Genomic DNA, 18,091 nt, shown 5'->3' with positions numbered 1-18,091 from the left:
GTGATGTTCCATTACGGCAGGTTAAACATGGGGTTATGAGTCTCCCACCATGATCGGGGAAGACCCATGTATATACAGCATGAAAGGCAAGGTGTTTTTGAGATAACCATATCAATGATATGGAGTTTGTGAGCCCACTCTGATTCTACCCATATCCTGATGTAAACGGCGGAGATGGCCAAGTCATGGTTAAAACCTAAATAATGACAAAACAGATTCCGTTTTTTGACAGAAACTCATCATATTCCTAAAGAACGAAATATTGCCTATGACATGATCGGTGCTTATTTTGAATTAACTGTCATACAAATAAAAATTTAGGTGGTCTCATGCAAGTATTTAAAACTATAGCGGTATTAACGATAGGGTTGTTATCAGGATGCGATGCGCAACAGGCGGAAAACAGCAACAATCATGTGCAGGCGGATAGTTCTGTACCGCTCATTATCGCGTTAAAGGACAGAGGAGAGGGGTTTCAGGAAATTCCTTCGACGTTACTTATTAAGCAGACGGTATCCGGTGATTCCGTTGAGTCTCCTGAGAGTGCAACCGTGATCATTGAGGAAGATATTCCCACTGACGATTCCGTGGCTGCAATGCGTTATGTCTATCAATTATCAAAGAGGGATGATTCCTGGAAAATAGACAGCAAAGATATCAGCCAGCGTTGTGTCAGCGGGCGAGGGAGTACCGATTTTTCTAAGGAACTTTGCCGCTAGCCTCATTCGGATAATGGCACTCGGTTAGCGCAGTGACTGAATATCATGCTTAAAGAGGTTCGCATCGTGCCGCCTGTGTTGTTTTCCAGGTGGCCCTATTTACGCTGCTACACCAGTCAGGCGGTTTGCGTTTGCAAACCTTCCTTTGCCCTCTCTTTGATGCTTTCCTGGACTTTGTGAGTGACTCGACTCTGGTCTTCGGGCGGCATGGCCTCAAACTCTTCTTTGGAGATCCCCATCGAGGCCAGAATCGTGAAAAAGAGTCGATCTTCAGGAGACATCTCAAGCCATTCCTGCAATTCCTGTGCAGCAGTAGACTGGTGGGAGGCTAGCTCTGGTTCAGCACTGACCGCGTTTGCTTGGTGAGCGGGATGTTCTTTTGCTACCGCTTTTTTTAACTCAATATCGAAAGCATTTCCATGCGATGCAATCAGGAGTGATGCTGATGATGTCAAAGCGGTACGCGTAGCCAATGTTTCAATAATCGACATTCGTATTTTCCTGAGCAAAGTGGGGAAATACGATAATGCTACTTTTTCAGGGATCCGATTTGGAAGGTAACAGCGATAATTGTGGCTAAATTACTGGATAGACGCACATCATTGGTTAAGTGATATTAACAGTGAGGTGATCAATATGAGGGTAATAAGCAAACAGTATAGTTAGGAAGCAAATTAAAAGCTGTCTCCTCTCTGCTATGATGGCACGAGAGGAGTCATTGATTGGGGAGATCAGTGTTCATCAGTCATCCCATTTGGGGCTAAAGAAAACGATAATTAAACCTACCGCCACTATAACAGCGAGTACGCTGATAAATATATTTTCGTTTGCCAACATGGTAAAACTCCTTGAGTTAAGTAATTCTGTAGATAATACTCTGCTATAAAAACAGCCTGACTAAATGTCAAAGAGAATTCTAAGATATACACCCTAAACGGGCTTTAAATAATCGCCACTTTTGGTCATGCTGTTGGAAAAAGCGCGAAATTAAAAATAGTGGGATCATTCTTTGATCACGATCTCAATTCGCTTTCACTACCTCAGGTAATCTTTTCGGCTTTTTTTGTTAAGGAAGCATTAGTTATGAGTAAGATAAGAGCGAAATCGGTCTGCCTTTTCCGCCACAAAGGGCGAGTCCTGTTAGCAGAAGGGCACGACCCGGTCAAGGACTCGCATTATTTGTTACCCATCGGCGGTGGCGTTGATTTTGGTGAAACCTCTGAGGCTGCTGCTATCCGTGAAGTCAAAGAAGAGATTGGCGCTGATGCCGTTGATCTGACGTTGTAGGGCGTATCCGAGAATATTTTCGAATACAACGGAAAACCGGGTCACGAAATCGTTTTTGTTTATGAAGGTCAGTTTGCTGATAAGGTTTTTTATCAGCAAGATGTGGTTCATGGGGTTGAGTCCAATGGTATGCCGATTGTGATGCGCTGGATCGATCAGACGGCGGTGCTAAATGATGCGCTAACCGTGTTTCCTGATGGCATAAAGGGCATGTTGTAGCCCGCTTTGCTGATGCGTAAATCGTTGCCTGGCGTAGCCCCCTTTGGCGGCACATCGCTGTTATTCCTGTGTCGTTGGCTCTCGCTTGGCGATTTCCCGTTTCAGCCATGCCATCACGACGCTCACGATGTAGTCTTGTTCTTGTTGGCTAAGCGCTTGGTGTGCGGCAATACCATGCCATTTTGTTAAACACCCCCGGCAGCAGTTGCTTGATGACATCGAAGCCTTTTTGAGTCAGATAACTCAACTCTTTCGGCCCGAGAGCAAAACGTTGGCGGAATGCAGAACGAGACAAACGTAAGAAAAGATCGTCCATAGAAAACCTACCTCACAGATTTATAAAGCGTTATTTTACATCATACGGAGGTGGGATATGCTTTTCTTAAGAGGGAATCTGCAATAAGGAGCTGCTATGTATACGATGATACTGGTCCCTATCGATCTGGAAGAAGATGGATTAACGCAAAACGCCTTGCAGCATGCAGTACAGTTGGCAAAGGCGTCGGATGCCACGCTTCACTTGTTTCATGCCTTGCCCGATGCCTCCGCCTTCATGTCTGCCTACTCATTTGGTATCAAAGAGTTTGAGAATCAAGCGGTGGTCAAAGCAAACGAGGTGCTTAAAGCGCTGGTAGCAAAGACCGGTCTTCCAGCTGAGCGTGTGCACTGTAGCGTAAGCTTCGGGTCTCCACGCGACGAGACGTTGCAATTAGCGCAAGAGATTGGTGCGGATTTGATCGTGGTTGGCTCACGCAGACCCAATGTGAAAACCTATCTGCTCGGTTCTAATGCTGCGGCCATCGTTCGTCATGCAACGACGACAGTACTGGTCGTCAGATAGCGTCTTGTTGTTGTGCGGCGTTGTCCGTCAGGACGCGCCGCTACAGCAGTGAAAACAGTAGTACCAGTGGAAAGCTGAGTGGCCAGGTCAGCCCGATCAGTATCGAGGCCAGAAAACGCATCAACAGGGATTTATCTCGGCTCAGCAAAAACGTTATCACCATCGCAATGATGGCACCCAACAAGTAGGCATGCTTGATAAATTCCCAGACGGCGTGGTGTGACACAGCAGGTTCCTTTTCGTGGCGGCGCGCTATTCTAATGTGTTAATATATTATGATCAACGCGTTAAGTTTGATGTTGTGGCACCGATCGCAAGTCATTTATCTTCTCTCCATTGTAAGTAAAATAATTGGCTTACCAATAATTATTATTGTCATCTCTTTTCGCAATAATTCAGGTTGCAGACCTGCGATGTTCCCATGATTGCTCTGTGTATGATGAATATCACACAGCGGTGTCGAAATAGGTAACTGACAGGGCCTGCATAGCGTGGTGTCTTTTTCATGACGGAAATATTAAATTTTTGTGTCATACTAGACTTTATCATACGACTAACATACCGTGTCCTTTTATCTCTTAAAGAAAAGTAAGAAAATTAGTGAGATATACAGTTTATCCTTAAAGATCCTTCAAGAGTTGAAAGAGCAAATCAAAGCGGTTGCATTAGAAAATCAGGTTTCCATTAGTGCAGAAGTGGCGGCGCGTTTGGCGAAAAGTTTTACCATTGCCGCTAAGGATAGTGTCGATGCTGAACAGGCTGATGTAGATAACCAGCATATGGAAAAGATTGTTGAACAACCATTTAGCCAAAAAGAATTGAAAAAAATCAGACAGTTGATAAAAGATAAAAGCAAGGGCGCATCCAAGAAAAAGTAATGTTGACAGATAAAACTTCACCGTATTGCTGATGACGGTGGGGTTTTTTTGTCGATAGCGATCGGTGTCGTGTTTTTGAAGTCTTGTTTTAAGGTTTTTCCAGCCCTGCCCGATGAAAAAAGTTTAGGCATTAGGGGGCATAGGAGATGTTACTGGGGATATTAAAAGAAACATTCATTTTTCAGCATCAGGATGATAACCTGTTTTATCGTTATGAGATTCTTAAAAATGAGGACCGTGGTGGCTATTTCGTTATTATTTATTTGTCTGACAGCCGTATTCATCAAAGTGATAAAATACCGGGTTGGGAAATAATCATTCCTTTTATGCAATTGAAGTCAAATTACCTTCCTAATGCCAGAGTAGAGTGCGAATTACATTTTAATGAAACGCACAAAACTGCTGTTCTACAATGATGTTAATATTTTAATTCCACCTGGCGTATTCTGTGATTGATAGAACAATAATATTGCTCCCCTGCTTGAAGGCAAGGGGGCAATACGTGCATTAATGACTGTTTATTTTCTGATTATTCTCTCTGCTATGGGTAAGTCTCTTCGATTATTTATTTATAAATGTTTTAAATTTGTTAAGGCAAAATAGGCACTGTCAGCAACTATAATTTACCTTGAATATAGATAAATATGTGCATAATGATCGATTATGGTGGTATGTGGGTTTTGTAAATAAAAATAGACATATAAATTTCATTCAATCAGTAAAGAAATCGTATAATATGCCGTTGAACATAAGTCTCTGGATTTGCGTGAATACAACCATACCCTGAATGAGAGTATGGATTTTTTCGTAACTATCAGAAAGATGGTTTGTATTTATCTTAATGATTTTTATCTATTTATTTTATTGAAGGGACGCAGTATGTCAAAGATTGACAAGGATTGTTCTAATGAACGGGTTTTAAGCAAGATTTAATGCCGCACTAACGCAGCTAGCATATTCGATTATCTCGCATGTGTGTCGCCATCCTTTGGTTGATGCAATGTGTTGATGTCAAATTTACAGGGATAAATAGCGCATACCGCTATCCAGTGAATAGACATTCTGTTGAATGAAACGGTCAGCAATGGTGCCGTAACGTTTATAGTAAAGATGAATAAAGGAATTTATATGAATCTGTCAAATTGGCGTATTGGGTATCGTCTAGGGATAGGGTTTTCACTTCTGGTATTAATGCTATTAATCGTCGGCGTGATGTCATTGGGACGACTGGCTGATTTTAACTCCCAGATATACAGGATTGTGGCGAGTGACTATCCGCTCACGGTAAAGGGGAACCAACTGATTGGTGAACTTAATGGTTATGCACTTAGCCAACAACGCGTATTGTTGACGACATCAGAACAGGATATCAAAAAAGAGATGGAGTCGATGAAACAGCAAACGGTCGCTGTTTCAGCCCTGATGGAAGAGTTACGTAAATCCGCCAATGACACGCGCTCGCAGGCGATATTACAGGACATTATTCAGGCGCGTGCAGGTTTTCATACCTCCAGTACCAAGTTTGCTGGATTTATCAATAGCGGTGATACTACTGCGGCGCGCAACGAGTTTATGACGGCAACGGAGAAAAGCATTCAGGTTTACAAAGCCGCGATTAGCGCGTTTATTGACCACCGTGATGACCAGATGTCTGTCTCTCAGCTGTAGGTGGCGCAAAGCTATACCAACACCCGGTTGCTGCTGGTGGGTATGATCCTTGCCGCGATTTTGCTGAGTGTGGTCGTGGCTGCTGCTATCACACGCAGCGTCACCCATCCGATTAACGAAGCACTGTCTATTGCTGAACGCGTGGCGACCGGGGATCTTACTTCGGATATTCTTGTCACGCGTAAGGATGAAACCGGTTTATTGGTTTATTGCTTCAGGCGCTGAGAAATATGAATGACAGCCTGCGCCATATTGTCAGCCAGGTGCGGGATGGAGCGGAAAGCATATCCAGTGCCGCAGGCAATCAGGACTTGTCAGCGCGTAATGAAGAGCAGGCCAGCTCGCTGGAGCAAACGGCTTCCTCGATGGAGCAATTGACGGCAACCATTAAGAATACCGCAGATAATACTACGGAAGCGACACAGCTTGCCGCCCAGGGCTCACAAACAGTACGTGAGAGCGGCGAGTTGATGAATGATGTCACCACCGAAATGCGTGGTATTCGTGAATCCTCACAGCGGATGGCGGAAATTATCGGCGTGATTGACAGCATTGCTTTTCAAACTAATATTCTCGCTCTGAACGCGGCCTTAGAAGCCGCGCGTGCCGGCGAGCAGGGACGTGGTTTTGCTGTGGTAGCAAGCGAGGTCCGCGCGTTGGCACAGCGCAGAGCGACGGCGGCGAAAGAAATTAAAGAGCTGATTGATGGCTACGTGGAAAAGGTACGCCAGGGGATGGTACTGGTGGAAAAAACCGTCGTTTCAATGCAGACGCTGGTGACTAACGTTGAAGGAGTTAACGGCATCGTCACGGAGATTGTGCAGGCAAGCCGTGAGCAGAGCGATGGTGTGAATCAGATCAACCTGGCCGTGGGGTAGATAGATACTACGACCCAGCAAAACGCGGCGCTGGTTGAAGAGTCTGCTGCTGCGGCATTGTCTTTGCAAGAGCAAGCTCAGGCGCTGACCAGTACGGTGAGCATTTTTAAACTGGGCAGCTATCACGAAGGCTCTGTAGTGCACCAAGATCCGCTGCGCATGTTGCCAGGCGCATAAGGCCTTCCCGGCTCTGCCTCAGGGGCAGAGCCGGAGAATTCTCTCTGCGAACGATCACTGCGGTGCGTGTGGCAGCACGTCGGTGTTTTGTATTGCTTGATAGCGCCGCCACCGCACGATATCTATTAGCAAGAACATCAGCAGGCTGACACCCATGGCGGGCAAACACCCACCCAGCAACAGTGCGATGCAGCCTACAAGTACTCGCCCCGCGAGCGGCAATGCGGTTAAGGCGGCAAAAAGCGTGTTCGCCGGGTGAGGTTGCCCGGCAGGTCGCTGTCGACGCAGCCACCACAAGCGGTATCCCCACGCGATCAGGGCGCACAGCCCTAGGCCGAATCCCGCCAGAATCAGTTGATTTGGCAAGCCGAACAGTACACCCATATGGGCATCGATCCCCCAGCGAGTCAGTTTTGCTGCAAAAGGGTAATCCGCAAACCTGACGTAATCGACGACAACACCGCTGTCAGGATTGATGGCAACCATATCGGCCCGCGTCGGCCACCGCCTCTCAATTTCTGTCACGGTCCAGGCATTATGTGCGTTTTTTGCCGGGAGGATCTCCAGTTTATTGGCACTGATCCCCGCTTGTCGGGCTATCGTCAATACGCTATCGACGTTATCCAACACCAAAGGGGGGGGGCGGCATGATGAGCCATGGCCTCACCGTGGTGCTCGGCATGAGTATCCTGTACTACGGGGGCGGAATGGGTGACCAGCGCGGTATTCAGGGATGGCGTTTGCCAGCCCAATGCGTTGCGCCATACGCCAATATTATTGCCTGCCCATTGTGACCAGGTCAGCCCGGTAGCGGAGAAAAAAAGCATCCCGATGAGTAGCGTTAGCCCCAACGTGCTGTGTATGGCGCGCAAGCGCGCAGCGGGCGGCAATTTACGGCGAGGAGCGACCCGCGAGGGCATACGCGTTCTCCACCACAGATAAACGTCGCCGAGTGTGGCGATCCACAGCCAGGAAGCCGCCAGTTCACTATAGAGACGACCGACGGAACCGAGGAATAACCCCTGATGCAAACGATCGAGCCAGGTGCGCAAAGGCAATATTCCTGATGTGCCATACACCGTGAGCTGGCCCCGTATGGCCAGAGTGCTTGGATTAACAAACACGGCGAGGTATTCAGAAGGGGCGGAATCAGGGAATCGAAATAGCACACGACTCGTGTCGCGCGGTGTCGGGGCAGGACGTATGACTAGCCATTGGGCTGAGGGTTGCTCAGCCAGTGCGGCCTGAGCGGCGGCTATTTGTGCGGCGAGCGGTTGCGCTGTGCCCGGCACATCAACATGCAACTGATGTGTATACAAGCGTTCTTCAATCTGCGGTGTCAGCACATATAGCGTGCCAGTCAGCGCAGCAACAAAGATAAACGGCCCAACGAACAGACCAATATAGAAATGCAAGCGTAAGAAAAGCGCCATTACCGCCGCAGAGAGGGACTTTTTGTCAGCGTTTACGGTATCCATAGCATGGGAGCCCTTGTCATCGTAACAAGAAGAAAATAAAGGAAAAGGAGACGTTGTCTTGTGACAGGACGTTATCCAATATCAAATTTTTGTGTTTATGGTTGTGTTATATGACTGTCGGCGGTGCGCGAGGCGATTGGGCGCGATAACACGCGGCGACGATATTGTGCCCTGGACGCAGTTCGCTCACCTCGGACTGAGTGACAAACCGTGGATCAAGCGGCGGAGAGTTTTCAGGAAACAGCTCCGGGTGATGGGATAACAGCCCGCAGTAACCACAGGCGTCGTGGCCCATGGTTGCATCGGATGACATCGGTGACGATGTTGCCGGTTTGCCGTGAGAATGATGGTGCTGAGTATGAGTGGGCGGAGTATAATCATGCCGCATTAACGCCTGTGAAACGATTGGCGCGATGAAAATCATCAGCAACGCGAAGAAGCTTAGCGTGGTGGCAATTTTGTTGTGGCGCAATGCGTTCATGTAAGAATCAGTAAGCGTCGATGCAAGTAGGTGGACGGGCATAAATATGTCACCTTACTGTACCTGATTTAACGCGATTTTGTTACCAATGGGTGTAATTCGTGTTGCGTCCGAATTTTTTAATGCATCAGCGTGCAACCGTTCGGATTATTCTTGAAAGTTGCACGTGCTTAAACGTCATGGTGGGCGTGTTAAAAAAAACAGCATGTATTTTCTGCAACCACAGCATAAACAGGGTGTTTTGCTAACAGTGCAACAGGTAGAATTGTAGGTAAGCAGCACGCCGCTGGCATAAATAACCGCAAGGGGTTGCCAACGGCTGACCGGTGACGAAGTATCCTCTCTAATTTTCGATTTTTTACAGAAATTTATCGGGGTTGCAGTTTGCGTTGTTTAAACGCTGACCTATCATGATGAACCGGGCTTTTATCAAGTTGTCGGAAGGTTAACTTATCCATTAATATGGATTTTAGTTGATTTAAGCACACGAACAGGGGGAGCTGTGCTGGTTAATAATTTTGGGGTTGAACGTCGAGTAGCGAATTTGCGCTGGTTGTCCGCAGCGATTGTGTTGTCTTTCACTGCGTTGCCTGCCTGGGCATTCTCGCTGGATGATGTTGCAGCGCAAGCTGAACAACTGGCAGCGAAAGGCTATGAAGCGCCGAAGAGCAATCTTCCTGCCCAGTTCCGCGATATGAAATTTGCTGACTATCAGCAGATTCGTTTTAATCAGGAGAAGTCATACTGGAATAACCTGCAAACGCCGTTTCGCATTCAGTTCTATCATCAGGGCATGTATTTCGATACGCCGGTGAGAATCAATGAAGTGACGGCCACTGAGGTTAACGAGATCGCCTATTCACCGGAATATTTTAATTTCGGTACGGTGAATCACGATGCAGAGACCGTGAAGAATCTCGGTTTTGCAGGCTTTAAAATCCTGTATCCCATCAACAAGCTTGGCAAGGATGACGAAATTGTCAGCATGCTGGGTGCCAGCTATTTCCGTGTGATCGGTAAAGGGCAGACTTACGGCCTTTCTGCTCGCGGTCTGGCGATTGACACGGCATTACCTTCTGGGGAAGAGTTCCCACGCTTCCGCGAGTTTTGGATCGAACGTCCAAAACCCAATGACAAGCACCTGCTGGTATATGCGCTGCTCGATTCACCGCGTGCTACAGGTGCATACCGTTTCGTCATTTATCCAGGACGTGACAGCGTGGTTGATGTTCAGGCTAAAGTGTTCCTGCGCGCTCGCGTCGGTAAACTGGGGCTGGCATCGTTAACCAGTATGTTCCTGTTTGGGCCGAACCAGCCTTCTCCCACCTTGAACTACCGTGGGGCGTTGCATGACTCTAACGGTTTATCTATCCACGCAGGCAACGGTGAGTGGATTTGGCGTCCGCTGAATAACCCGAAACACCTGTCTGTCAGCACCTATTCGATTGAAAACCCGGAAGGCTTCGGTTTGCTGCAACGTGGACGTGACTTCTCCAGCTATGAAGATCTGGATGACCGTTACGATCTGCGTCCTAGCGGCTGGGTTGAAACCAAGGGCGAGTGGGGTAAAGGGAAAGTCGAACTGGTGGAAATTCCGACCGCCGATGAAACCAACGATAACATCGTTGCTTTCTGGACGCCGGAAGCGCTGCCTGAAATTGGCAAGCCGCTGGAAGTGGGCTATCGCCTGCACTTCACGCGTGACGAAGAACAATTGCATTCACCTGAATTGGCATACGTTCAGCGCACCATGCGTTCCACCGGGGATGTGAAACAGTCTAACCAGATTCGCCAACCGGATGGCACCGTTGCGTTCCTGGTCGATTTTGCCGGCCCGATGATGAAAGAGATGGAAGAAGCGACGCCTGTGTCCTCTCAAGTGAGCATCGGCGACAACGGTGAAATCGTTGAGAACAATGTTCGCTATAATCCGGTAACGCGCGGCTGGCGTTTAACACTGCGTCTGCGTGTGAAAGATCCTAAACAGCCAACCGAGCTGCGCGCTGCGTTGGTGAACGGCGAAACGCTGTTATCGGAAACCTGGAGCTATCAGCTACCTGCCAATGAATAAGTTAATCTCGAGCCCTGATTATATCGGGAAATTGCCTCTGTCCGCGCAAGCGGCGGAGGCGTTGCAGCATGCGTTGCCTCAGGTAGAGAGTGAAAGTCTCTCTGCCATACATCGGGCTCTGGCGCAAGGGGAATCCCCTGCGACGCTGCTGACGGAAGACGATTCGCCGCTGCAATCTGTCAAGGCGCGTCTGGATGCCGCCTGGCCCGATACGGCAACGGCGGTTAAACCGGTGATTGTTGATAAAGAAGGGCGTGCCGCATTACAGGCGATGCCCACGATCAAACGTGCGTCGATGTTTCCTGACATGTGGCGCACCAACCCGCTGGTACGCTGGTGGGAAAGTATGCTCGGGCGCTCCTCAGCGCCGAGTCGTCCTCATGCCAGCCCGGAAGAGAAGATTGCCGAGAACCGCTGGAGAATGGTGGGGACGCTGCGCCGTTATACTCTGCTTATCTTGACGTTGTTCCAAACGGCAATCGCCACCTGGTACATGAAAACCATTTTGCCTTATCAGGGATGGGCGCTGATCGATCCGTTCGCTATGGTGAATCAGCCTTTCCTGCGCTCCTTTATGCAGGTTCTGCCTTATATCCTGCAAATTGGCATTCTGGTGCTGTTTGCCGTGCTGTTCTGTTGGGTCTCTGCTGGTTTTTGGACTGCGCTGATGGGCTTTTTACAACTGCTGATCGGCAAGGATAAATACAGTATCTCGTCAACGACGGTAGGGGATGAGCCACTCAACCCCGAGCACAGAACGGCGTTGATCATGCCTATCTGTAACGAAGACGTTGAGCGCGTGTTCGCTGGATTGCGGGCGACCTACGAATCTGTGGCAGCGACCGGAAAGCTCGATCACTTCGATCTGTATGTGTTGAGTGACAGTAACGACCCGGACAAATGCGTTGCAGAGCAGAAAGCCTGGATGGACCTGTGCCGTGAAGTGGATGGATTTGGCCGTATCTTCTATCGCCGCCGCCGGCGTCGCGTGAAACGTAAGAGCGGTAATATCGATGATTTCTGCCGCCGTTGGGGCAGCCAATACAGCTACATGGTGATATTGGATGCCGACAGCGTGATGAGTGGCGAATGTCTGACGCAACTGGTGCGTCTGATGGAAGCCAACCCCAATGCCGGGATTATCCAGTCTTCTCCCAAAGCGTCCGGGATGGATACCTTGTATGCACGCTGCCAGCAATTTGCCACAAGTGTGTACGGGCCATTGTTCACCGCCGGTCTGCACTTCTGGCAACTGGGTGAGTCGCATTATTGGGGCCATAACGCCATCATCCGCGTGAAGCCGTTTATCGAGCACTGTGCGCTGGCACCGTTGCCCGGTGAAGGTTCTTTTGCGGGCGCGATTTTGTCCCATGACTTTGTTGAAGCGGCACTGATGCGTCGTGCGGGCTGGGGGGTATGGATCGCCTATGATCTGCCCGGCTCTTATGAGGAACTGCCGCCTAACCTGCTTGATGAACTTAAGCGCGATCGCCGCTGGTGCCACGGCAACCTAATGAATTTCCGATTGTTCCTGGTGAAAGGGATGCACCCGGTACACCGTGCCGTTTTCCTGACCGGGGTGATGTCTTATCTTTCCGCACCGCTGTGGTTTATGTTCCTGGCGCTGTCAACCGCACTGCAAGTAGTGCATACGCTGATGGAGCCGCAATATTTCCTCCAACCGCGTCAGCTCTTCCCCGTGTGGCCACAGTGGCGTCCTGAATTGGCGATAGCCTTGTTCTCGACCACATTGGTGCTGCTGTTTCTGCCAAAATTGCTGAGTGTGATTCTGGTATGGGCAAAGGGGGCGAAACCTTACGGCGGTGCTGTTCGTGTTTTCCTGTCGTTACTGCTTGAGATGCTGTTTTCGGTATTGCTGGCCCCGGTGCGTATGCTGTTCCATACGGTTTTCGTGGTCAGTGCCTTCCTGGGATGGTCCGTGCAGTGGAAATCACCGCAGCGTGATGATGACGCCACGCCGTGGAGCGAAGCCTTTGCTCGTCACGGCTCGCAATTGGTGTTGGGGCTGGTGTGGGCCATTGGTATGGCCTGGCTGGATCTGCGTTTCCTGTGGTGGCTATCGCCGATTGTTTTCTCGTTGATCCTGTCGCCATTCGTGTCGGTGATTTCAAGCCGTGCCTCGATTGGGCTGGCATGCAAGCGCGCTAATCTCTTGTTGATTCCGGAAGAGTACGAGCCGCCGCGTGAGCTGGTGGTGACGGACACCTATTTCCGTGCCAACCGTGCGCGCAAATTGGAAAATGGTTTCGTGCAGGCGGTCTTTGATCCTTCGCTCAATGCGTTGGCGAGTGCAATGGCAACTGCACGCCATGGCTTTAGCCGTGCGGTTGAACAGGGCCGGGCCCAGCGCGTGGCTGATGCGTTGAAACAGGATCTGGATGCGCTAAACGACAATCAGCGTCTGGTGCTGTTGAGCGATCCGGTGACAATTTCCCGTTTACACTACGCGGTGTGGCACGATCCACAGCAGTTTGTCGCATGGCATCAGCGCTACCACGCACTGGAGTCCTGACGGTTTTACCGTAACGGTGTTTTTTATTGCACGGAGAACGTCCGGCGATTTAATACAGAGCCGGTTCGCCCTCCGGACGCGTTTTGAAGCGGCGGTGTAACCACATATACTGATCGGGCGCCAGCAGCACATTTTGTTCTACCAGCGCATTCATCCAGGCGGCTGTTGTGGCTTCATCATCTAACGGTACGCTGAGTTCGGCAGGCTGGATGATCAATTCATAGCCTTTCCACCCCCTCGCGCCGCCGAGGGACAAACGGCACAATGGCGGGTTTAGCCACTTTTGCCAACAAATAACTCCCACTGGTGGTTGCAGCACTCTCCATGGCAAAGAAGGGAACAAACACGCTGCTGCGCGGGCCATAGTCATGATCGGGGGCATACCAAATAATCTCCCCCTGCTTGAGCGCACGGATCATGCCCTTGAGGTCTTTGCGATCCAACATGGTCTTATTTGAGCGCATGCGGCCCCAGGTTTGCAACCAGTCAATCAGTTTGTTGTCATTGGGTCGATAAACGCCGATCCCCGGGTTATGCATGCCGAAAATGCGAGCCCCCAGTTTCAGCGTAAGAAAATGTAATCCAATCAACAATACGCCACGTTTTTCTGCACGCAGTGGTTGTATATTCTCAAGGCCAGTGACGGTAAACCAGCGAGCGATGAGCCAGTCTGGCCAAAACCAGTCCATGCCGGTTTCTAACAGCCCCATGCCCACGGATTCAAAGTTTTTACGCACCAATGCGGCACGCGCTTGTTCTGTCATCTCTGGAAAACAAAGTTCCAGATTGCGTTCTGCAATGTGCACGCGGTGCTTCATAACGCGCATGGCGATACGGCCTAGCGCTGTGCCGAGACGATAAATAACCGGGTAAGGCAGTAACACGACAAGATAGAGTATGGCGATCCCTAGCCAGGTCAACCAGTAACGAGGGTGTAACAATGAACGAGTGAATGATGGGAGTTGTGTCATGAGTTCCAGTATCAAAAAATGCAGGCGCAGTCATCTGCGCTTGTCGTTAAAAGAAATCAGTCACACCAAGTGATAGTGTCTAATGTGGTGCGGTGCATCAGCTATCGTAATGATGCGGGAAAGCGTTCCGGCACAGGAAGGCTAACCCGGCGTAAGGCAATGTGGAATACTCCAAAAATCAATATCCGCCTTTTATCTTAGCATCGACGAATAATGATGTTTAACTTTTGGTGGGATGTCTGTGCAGAAGAGACCCCTCCCGTTTGCGCCAGGGAGGGGGGGTTGCTTAATGTTGAAACAGATTTTTAATATGATGCGGTTCACTACGCCAGAATTGCGGCGGCGTTGATACTTGCGCGCCCAGTCGTGCGTCGGCGTGCCATGGCCAACGCGGGTTATAGAGCACGGCGCGTGCAATGCCGATAGCATCCGCCTGACCCGTTGCCACAATGCCTTCAGCCTGCTCGGCTTCTGTGATAAGGCCAACCGCTATGGTGGTAATCCCCACCTCAAGTTTGATGCGCTCAGCATAGGAGACCTGATAACTAGGACCTGGCTGGATACGCTGTGCCGGAGAGTGCTCGCCGCTTGAGACATGCATAAAATCGCAGCCAGCGGCATGCAGTGCATGGCTAAGTCGAGATCCCACCTGCCTTCTACACCATCGGTGGCAGAAATGCGCACGCCAACAGCTTTGTGGGCGGGAACGACCTCACGCACTGCGCGAAACACCTCAAGTACCAGACGCAGGCGATTATTCAAATCCCCGCCGTAGCGATCGTCACGGACATGCGACAACGGAGACATAAATTGATGCAGCAAATAGCTGTGTGCGGCATGAATTTCGAACACCTCAAACCCGATACGATCGGCGCGTTAAGCGGCATTGGCAAAAGCAGTGACGACATCCGCAATCTGCTGCGTCGTCATCGCCGTTGGTGAAGATTCATTGTCATCATAAGGCAGGGCTGAAGGGGCAACAGGCTGCCAGCCTCCTTGCTGTTCGCTCACGCGAGCCCGTCCTTGCCACGGTACTGCGGTGGATGCTTTGCGTCCGGCGTGGCCCAACTGAATGCCAAGCGGCATAGCGGAGTACGTCTTAACGGCGTTGACCGTCGTAGCGAGCGCCTGCTCGGTTTCATCATTCCACAGACCCAGATCCTGAGGAGATATACGGCCTTCAGGCACAATGGCTGTCGCTTCAATGATCAGCAACCCGGCACCTGAGTGGGACAGGTTACCTAAATGCATGGTATGCCAGGGGGTAGCCAGACCGTTCTGGGCCGCATACTGACACATGTGGGCAATGATAATGCGATTGGGCAGTGTGACGGGGCCTAGCGCGAGTGGGGTAAATAGCCGACTCATGGTGGTTTCCTTATCCAAGAAAAAACGAATAAACCATCATACGCCGAGATATTTTTGCTGTGTCGACGATTTTCTCCATGCCGCACGAATTCCTCCTGTGGCGTAATTGCCGCGATCGGCTATAATCCCGCGCGTTACGCACATGTCGCTGTAACGTTATAATCTGGTTAACTCTCGCTGAAGACAGGAACGTACACCATGCCAGTGTTACACAACCGTGTTTCCAATGAGGAACTGAAAGCGCGCATGCTCGCGGAAACCGAGCTTCGCACCACAGTTTCTTTTTACAAATATTTTGCGCTTGATGATGTACAAGCGTTTCGCGATAACCTTTACGTGCAATTTCTGCAATATCAGGTATTTGGCCGTGTCTATGTGGCAACTGAAGGCATTAATGCGCAGGTGAGCGTGCCTGCCAGCCGATTCGACGCCTTTAAGGCGGCGCTATACAGCGCGCATCCGGCATTGGACCGTATCCGGCTGAATGTGGCACTGGATGATCACGGAAAATCCTTTTGGGTACTACGCATGAAAGTTCGCGATCGTATTGTTGCGGATGGCATCGACGATCCGACCTTTAATTCCAGCGATATTGGTACCTACCTGAAAGCCGAAGCGGTTAACGCAATGGCCGACGATCCGGATACGCTGTTTGTCGATATGCGTAATCATTATGAATATGAAGTGGGGCATTTTGAAAATGCGCTTGAAGTACCTTCCGATACTTTCCGCGAGCAATTGCCGATGGCCGCAGAAATGCTGGCTGATGCGCGGGAAAAAAATATCGTGATGTATTGCACCGGTGGCATTCGTTGTGAAAAGGCCAGCGCCTATATGCGCCATCAGGGCTTCAAGAACGTTTACCATGTGGAAGGTGGCATCATTGAATATACCCGTCAGGCCAAGGCCCAGGGCCTACCGGTAAAATTTATCGGTAAAAACTTTGTCTTCGATGAGCGCATGGGAGAACGTATCACCGACGATGTTATTGCCCACTGCCATCAATGTGGTGAACCGTGCGATACCCACACCAACTGCCGCAATGCAGGGTGTCACTTATTGTTTATTCAGTGCCCCCGCTGTCAGGCGGCCTATCAGGGCTGTTGTAGCGACGCCTGTCAGAGCGAGTTGGCGTTGCCGCTGGAAGCGCAGCGTGAGCGGCGTCGCGGACGGGAAACCAGCATGAAGATTTTTAATAAATCACGCGATCGGCTCAGAGGGGCGTTGCGTATCCCGGCACCTGATGAAAACGGCAGTAGTGAACAGTGACAGCGTATTCATGGGGCACAGCTAATCGGGAAACTTAAGCGCGCTGAATATGACGACACCGCCATCAGGCGGTGTCGTCAAGGGATAATCGGTTACTGTGAAATCGGGAGACTAGTGTTTAAGTAGATCTTGTGGCTGAAAATCTGTCGACTCAATTTTAGCGATACCCGCTTCAAGAATATAAATAAGTTGCCTTGCTACATCGGTAGTAAGCCATAAGGTTGGGCCTAAGTTTGCATCTGCGGGAGCCTGGTCTGGGGTGGTTAAATAATGCAAACGGATCATCATGGCGTCATAACTGTCAACGGTGCTGATATCTCATCCTACAAGAGGATGTGTCTGAATAACTTCATTTTTTCTGTCCATACATACCCCTTATTGACTAGTTACTAACATGAGTGACTAACGAGGCTTGGGCGGCTCCTTATTGACAAGAGCAACTTAAGTATACTGTGACTTTTGTACAGCAGGTGAGTTATTTTGACTCTTTTTGCAAAGAAAAATTTCTGGATATGATATCCCTAACTTTCAAGGGGATATCAATCAGGCGGGTGTAAAACAGCTTATTCGGCGCTGATACCGGCATGCTTTTCAAACACGCCAATAAGCAGCGCCAGGTGTTTTTTGGTCTGTTCTGCGCGATGTTCGTTGTGTGATTCCAGTTTCAAATTATGTAGCAACAGCTGTGCCGTTCTTTCATCCAGTGCGAATGCCAGGGAGGAAAACGCCAGTTCCAACGCATCAATCTTGTGCTGCTGGTCTCCAATCAGAGCCAATAATTCGCCGAACGTCATGGCTTGTTCTGGTTTCTCTACCGTCATTGTCATGTCCCTCCGTCATCGACCATCGACCATCTACCGGCTAGTGTGAAGACTACAAGGATAAAATAGAAGGTCTCGATTATTAATGCCAGTGATTATTCTGCACTAAACCAATCGTCGGCACTTTCCCAGGTTTCCTGAAGAATTTCTGAAATTAACGCTTTATCATCCTTGTTGCCTCCCAATACGCTCAGGTTGTTGGCCGCGGCGTAACGAACCTGAATGGCGCTATCGGGATAATGACGGTGAACGCGCTGGGTCAATTCGTGCGTAAAGGCTTCAATTGCGCCAGCGGGTAAGGGGGCTGATTTGGCTAATGTGAGTTCTAGGCGCATGATACTCTCCTTTAATTAACTGGTTATTTATGGGTCTTCCCCGATCATGGTGGGAGACTCATAACCCCATGTTTAACCTGCCGTAATGGAACATCAC

Annotated in this window: 17 protein-coding genes and 4 pseudogenes; 9 read left to right on the top strand and 12 right to left on the bottom strand. The window is 49.7% G+C overall.

What is annotated here, in order from left to right; genetic code table 11:
* Positions 1-329: 329 nt before the first annotated feature.
* Positions 330-719, top strand: coding sequence for a hypothetical protein (locus CS369_RS06820; protein ID WP_196906522.1), 390 nt, complete (start codon positions 330-332; stop codon positions 717-719).
* A gap of 116 nt (positions 720-835) precedes the next feature.
* Here the strand turns inward: CS369_RS06820 and CS369_RS06815 are convergent, their stop codons facing one another.
* Both CS369_RS06815 and mgtS read right to left on the bottom strand, forming a co-directional pair.
* Positions 836-1,210: a hypothetical protein gene (locus CS369_RS06815; protein WP_196906521.1), complete on the bottom strand. Its 375-nt coding sequence runs from the start codon at positions 1,208-1,210 to the stop codon at positions 836-838.
* 250 nt (positions 1,211-1,460) lie between these two features.
* On the bottom strand, positions 1,461-1,556 hold the full coding sequence (mgtS, locus tag CS369_RS06810) for a protein MgtS (protein ID WP_196906520.1): 96 nt from the start codon (positions 1,554-1,556) through the stop codon (positions 1,461-1,463).
* 246 nt (positions 1,557-1,802) lie between these two features.
* On the opposite strand from mgtS, the gene CS369_RS23230 reads away from it, so the two are divergent.
* Positions 1,803-2,006, top strand: coding sequence for an NUDIX domain-containing protein (locus tag CS369_RS23230; RefSeq protein ID WP_244664835.1), 204 nt, complete (start codon positions 1,803-1,805; stop codon positions 2,004-2,006).
* A gap of 279 nt (positions 2,007-2,285) precedes the next feature.
* On the opposite strand, the pseudogene CS369_RS06800 reads toward CS369_RS23230, so the two are convergent.
* Positions 2,286-2,541: pseudogene (locus CS369_RS06800) on the bottom strand (DUF4186 family protein).
* A 96-nt stretch (positions 2,542-2,637) separates the two neighbouring features.
* On the opposite strand from CS369_RS06800, the gene CS369_RS06795 reads away from it, so the two are divergent.
* Positions 2,638-3,066, top strand: a complete 429-nt coding sequence (locus CS369_RS06795) for a universal stress protein (protein ID WP_196906519.1) — start codon at positions 2,638-2,640, stop codon at positions 3,064-3,066.
* A 40-nt stretch (positions 3,067-3,106) separates the two neighbouring features.
* On the opposite strand, the gene CS369_RS06790 is transcribed toward CS369_RS06795, so the two are convergent.
* A complete protein-coding gene (locus tag CS369_RS06790; protein WP_196906518.1) occupies positions 3,107-3,292 on the bottom strand; it encodes a GhoT/OrtT family toxin in 186 nt (61 codons plus the stop codon).
* Between the two features lie 370 nt (positions 3,293-3,662).
* Here CS369_RS06790 and CS369_RS06785 point away from each other — a divergent pair, with 370 nt between their 5' ends.
* The 3 genes and pseudogenes from CS369_RS06785 (at position 3,663) to CS369_RS25085 (ending at position 6,667) form a co-directional block, all read left to right on the top strand.
* Positions 3,663-3,944: a hypothetical protein gene (locus CS369_RS06785; protein ID WP_196906524.1), complete on the top strand. Its 282-nt coding sequence runs from the start codon at positions 3,663-3,665 to the stop codon at positions 3,942-3,944.
* A gap of 146 nt (positions 3,945-4,090) precedes the next feature.
* Entirely contained in the window at positions 4,091-4,360 is a 270-nt protein-coding gene (locus CS369_RS06780; RefSeq protein WP_196906517.1) for a hypothetical protein, read from the top strand.
* A gap of 712 nt (positions 4,361-5,072) precedes the next feature.
* A pseudogene (locus CS369_RS25085) lies at positions 5,073-6,667 on the top strand (methyl-accepting chemotaxis protein).
* Positions 6,668-6,721: 54 nt separating this feature from the next.
* Here the strand turns inward: CS369_RS25085 and CS369_RS24510 are convergent.
* The 3 genes from CS369_RS24510 to CS369_RS06765 all read right to left on the bottom strand — a co-directional run bounded on the left by CS369_RS24510 (position 6,722) and on the right by CS369_RS06765 (position 8,668).
* The gene (locus CS369_RS24510) at positions 6,722-7,297 is read right to left on the bottom strand and encodes a PepSY-associated TM helix domain-containing protein (RefSeq protein WP_280514737.1); all 576 of its coding nucleotides are present in this window, start codon (positions 7,295-7,297) and stop codon (positions 6,722-6,724) included.
* Entirely contained in the window at positions 7,270-8,145 is an 876-nt protein-coding gene (locus tag CS369_RS24505) for a PepSY-associated TM helix domain-containing protein (RefSeq protein WP_280514736.1), read from the bottom strand. The genes CS369_RS24510 and CS369_RS24505 overlap by 28 nt, the downstream gene beginning before the upstream one ends.
* Positions 8,146-8,251: 106 nt before the next feature.
* On the bottom strand, positions 8,252-8,668 hold the full coding sequence (locus CS369_RS06765; protein WP_196906516.1) for a DUF2946 domain-containing protein: 417 nt from the start codon (positions 8,666-8,668) through the stop codon (positions 8,252-8,254).
* Between the two features lie 460 nt (positions 8,669-9,128).
* On the opposite strand from CS369_RS06765, the gene CS369_RS06760 reads away from it, so the two are divergent.
* Positions 9,129-10,697: a glucan biosynthesis protein G gene (locus CS369_RS06760; RefSeq protein WP_196906515.1), complete on the top strand. Its 1,569-nt coding sequence runs from the start codon at positions 9,129-9,131 to the stop codon at positions 10,695-10,697.
* Entirely contained in the window at positions 10,690-13,230 is a 2,541-nt protein-coding gene (gene mdoH / locus CS369_RS06755) for a glucans biosynthesis glucosyltransferase MdoH (RefSeq protein ID WP_196906514.1), read from the top strand. The genes CS369_RS06760 and mdoH overlap by 8 nt, the downstream gene beginning before the upstream one ends.
* A 49-nt stretch (positions 13,231-13,279) precedes the next feature.
* On the opposite strand, the pseudogene CS369_RS06750 reads toward mdoH, so the two are convergent.
* Positions 13,280-14,201, bottom strand: a pseudogene (locus CS369_RS06750) (Kdo(2)-lipid IV(A) acyltransferase).
* Positions 14,202-14,487: 286 nt separating this feature from the next.
* Positions 14,488-15,569: pseudogene (locus CS369_RS06745) on the bottom strand (NADH:flavin oxidoreductase/NADH oxidase).
* A gap of 198 nt (positions 15,570-15,767) precedes the next feature.
* Here CS369_RS06745 and CS369_RS06740 point away from each other — a divergent pair.
* Entirely contained in the window at positions 15,768-16,838 is a 1,071-nt protein-coding gene (locus CS369_RS06740) for a rhodanese-related sulfurtransferase (RefSeq protein ID WP_196906513.1), read from the top strand.
* Positions 16,839-16,949: 111 nt separating this feature from the next.
* On the opposite strand, the gene bssS is transcribed toward CS369_RS06740, so the two are convergent.
* The 3 genes from bssS to dinI all read right to left on the bottom strand — a co-directional run bounded on the left by bssS (position 16,950) and on the right by dinI (position 17,994).
* The gene (gene bssS, locus CS369_RS06735; protein ID WP_244664836.1) at positions 16,950-17,153 is read right to left on the bottom strand and encodes a biofilm formation regulator BssS; all 204 of its coding nucleotides are present in this window, start codon (positions 17,151-17,153) and stop codon (positions 16,950-16,952) included.
* A 248-nt stretch (positions 17,154-17,401) separates the two neighbouring features.
* Entirely contained in the window at positions 17,402-17,659 is a 258-nt protein-coding gene (locus CS369_RS06730) for a hypothetical protein (RefSeq protein WP_196906523.1), read from the bottom strand.
* Positions 17,660-17,754: 95 nt separating this feature from the next.
* Complete coding sequence (gene dinI / locus CS369_RS06725; protein WP_196906512.1) at positions 17,755-17,994, bottom strand: DNA damage-inducible protein I; 240 nt, start codon at positions 17,992-17,994, stop codon at positions 17,755-17,757.
* Between the last annotated feature and the right edge of the window lie 97 nt (positions 17,995-18,091).

The organism is Candidatus Symbiopectobacterium sp. 'North America', assembly GCF_015762685.1.
In the GTDB taxonomy this organism is placed as follows: Bacteria; Pseudomonadota; Gammaproteobacteria; order Enterobacterales; family Enterobacteriaceae; genus Symbiopectobacterium.
Note: the sequence above shows the minus strand (reverse complement) of the source record. Positions and strands in the feature narration are given on the sequence as shown.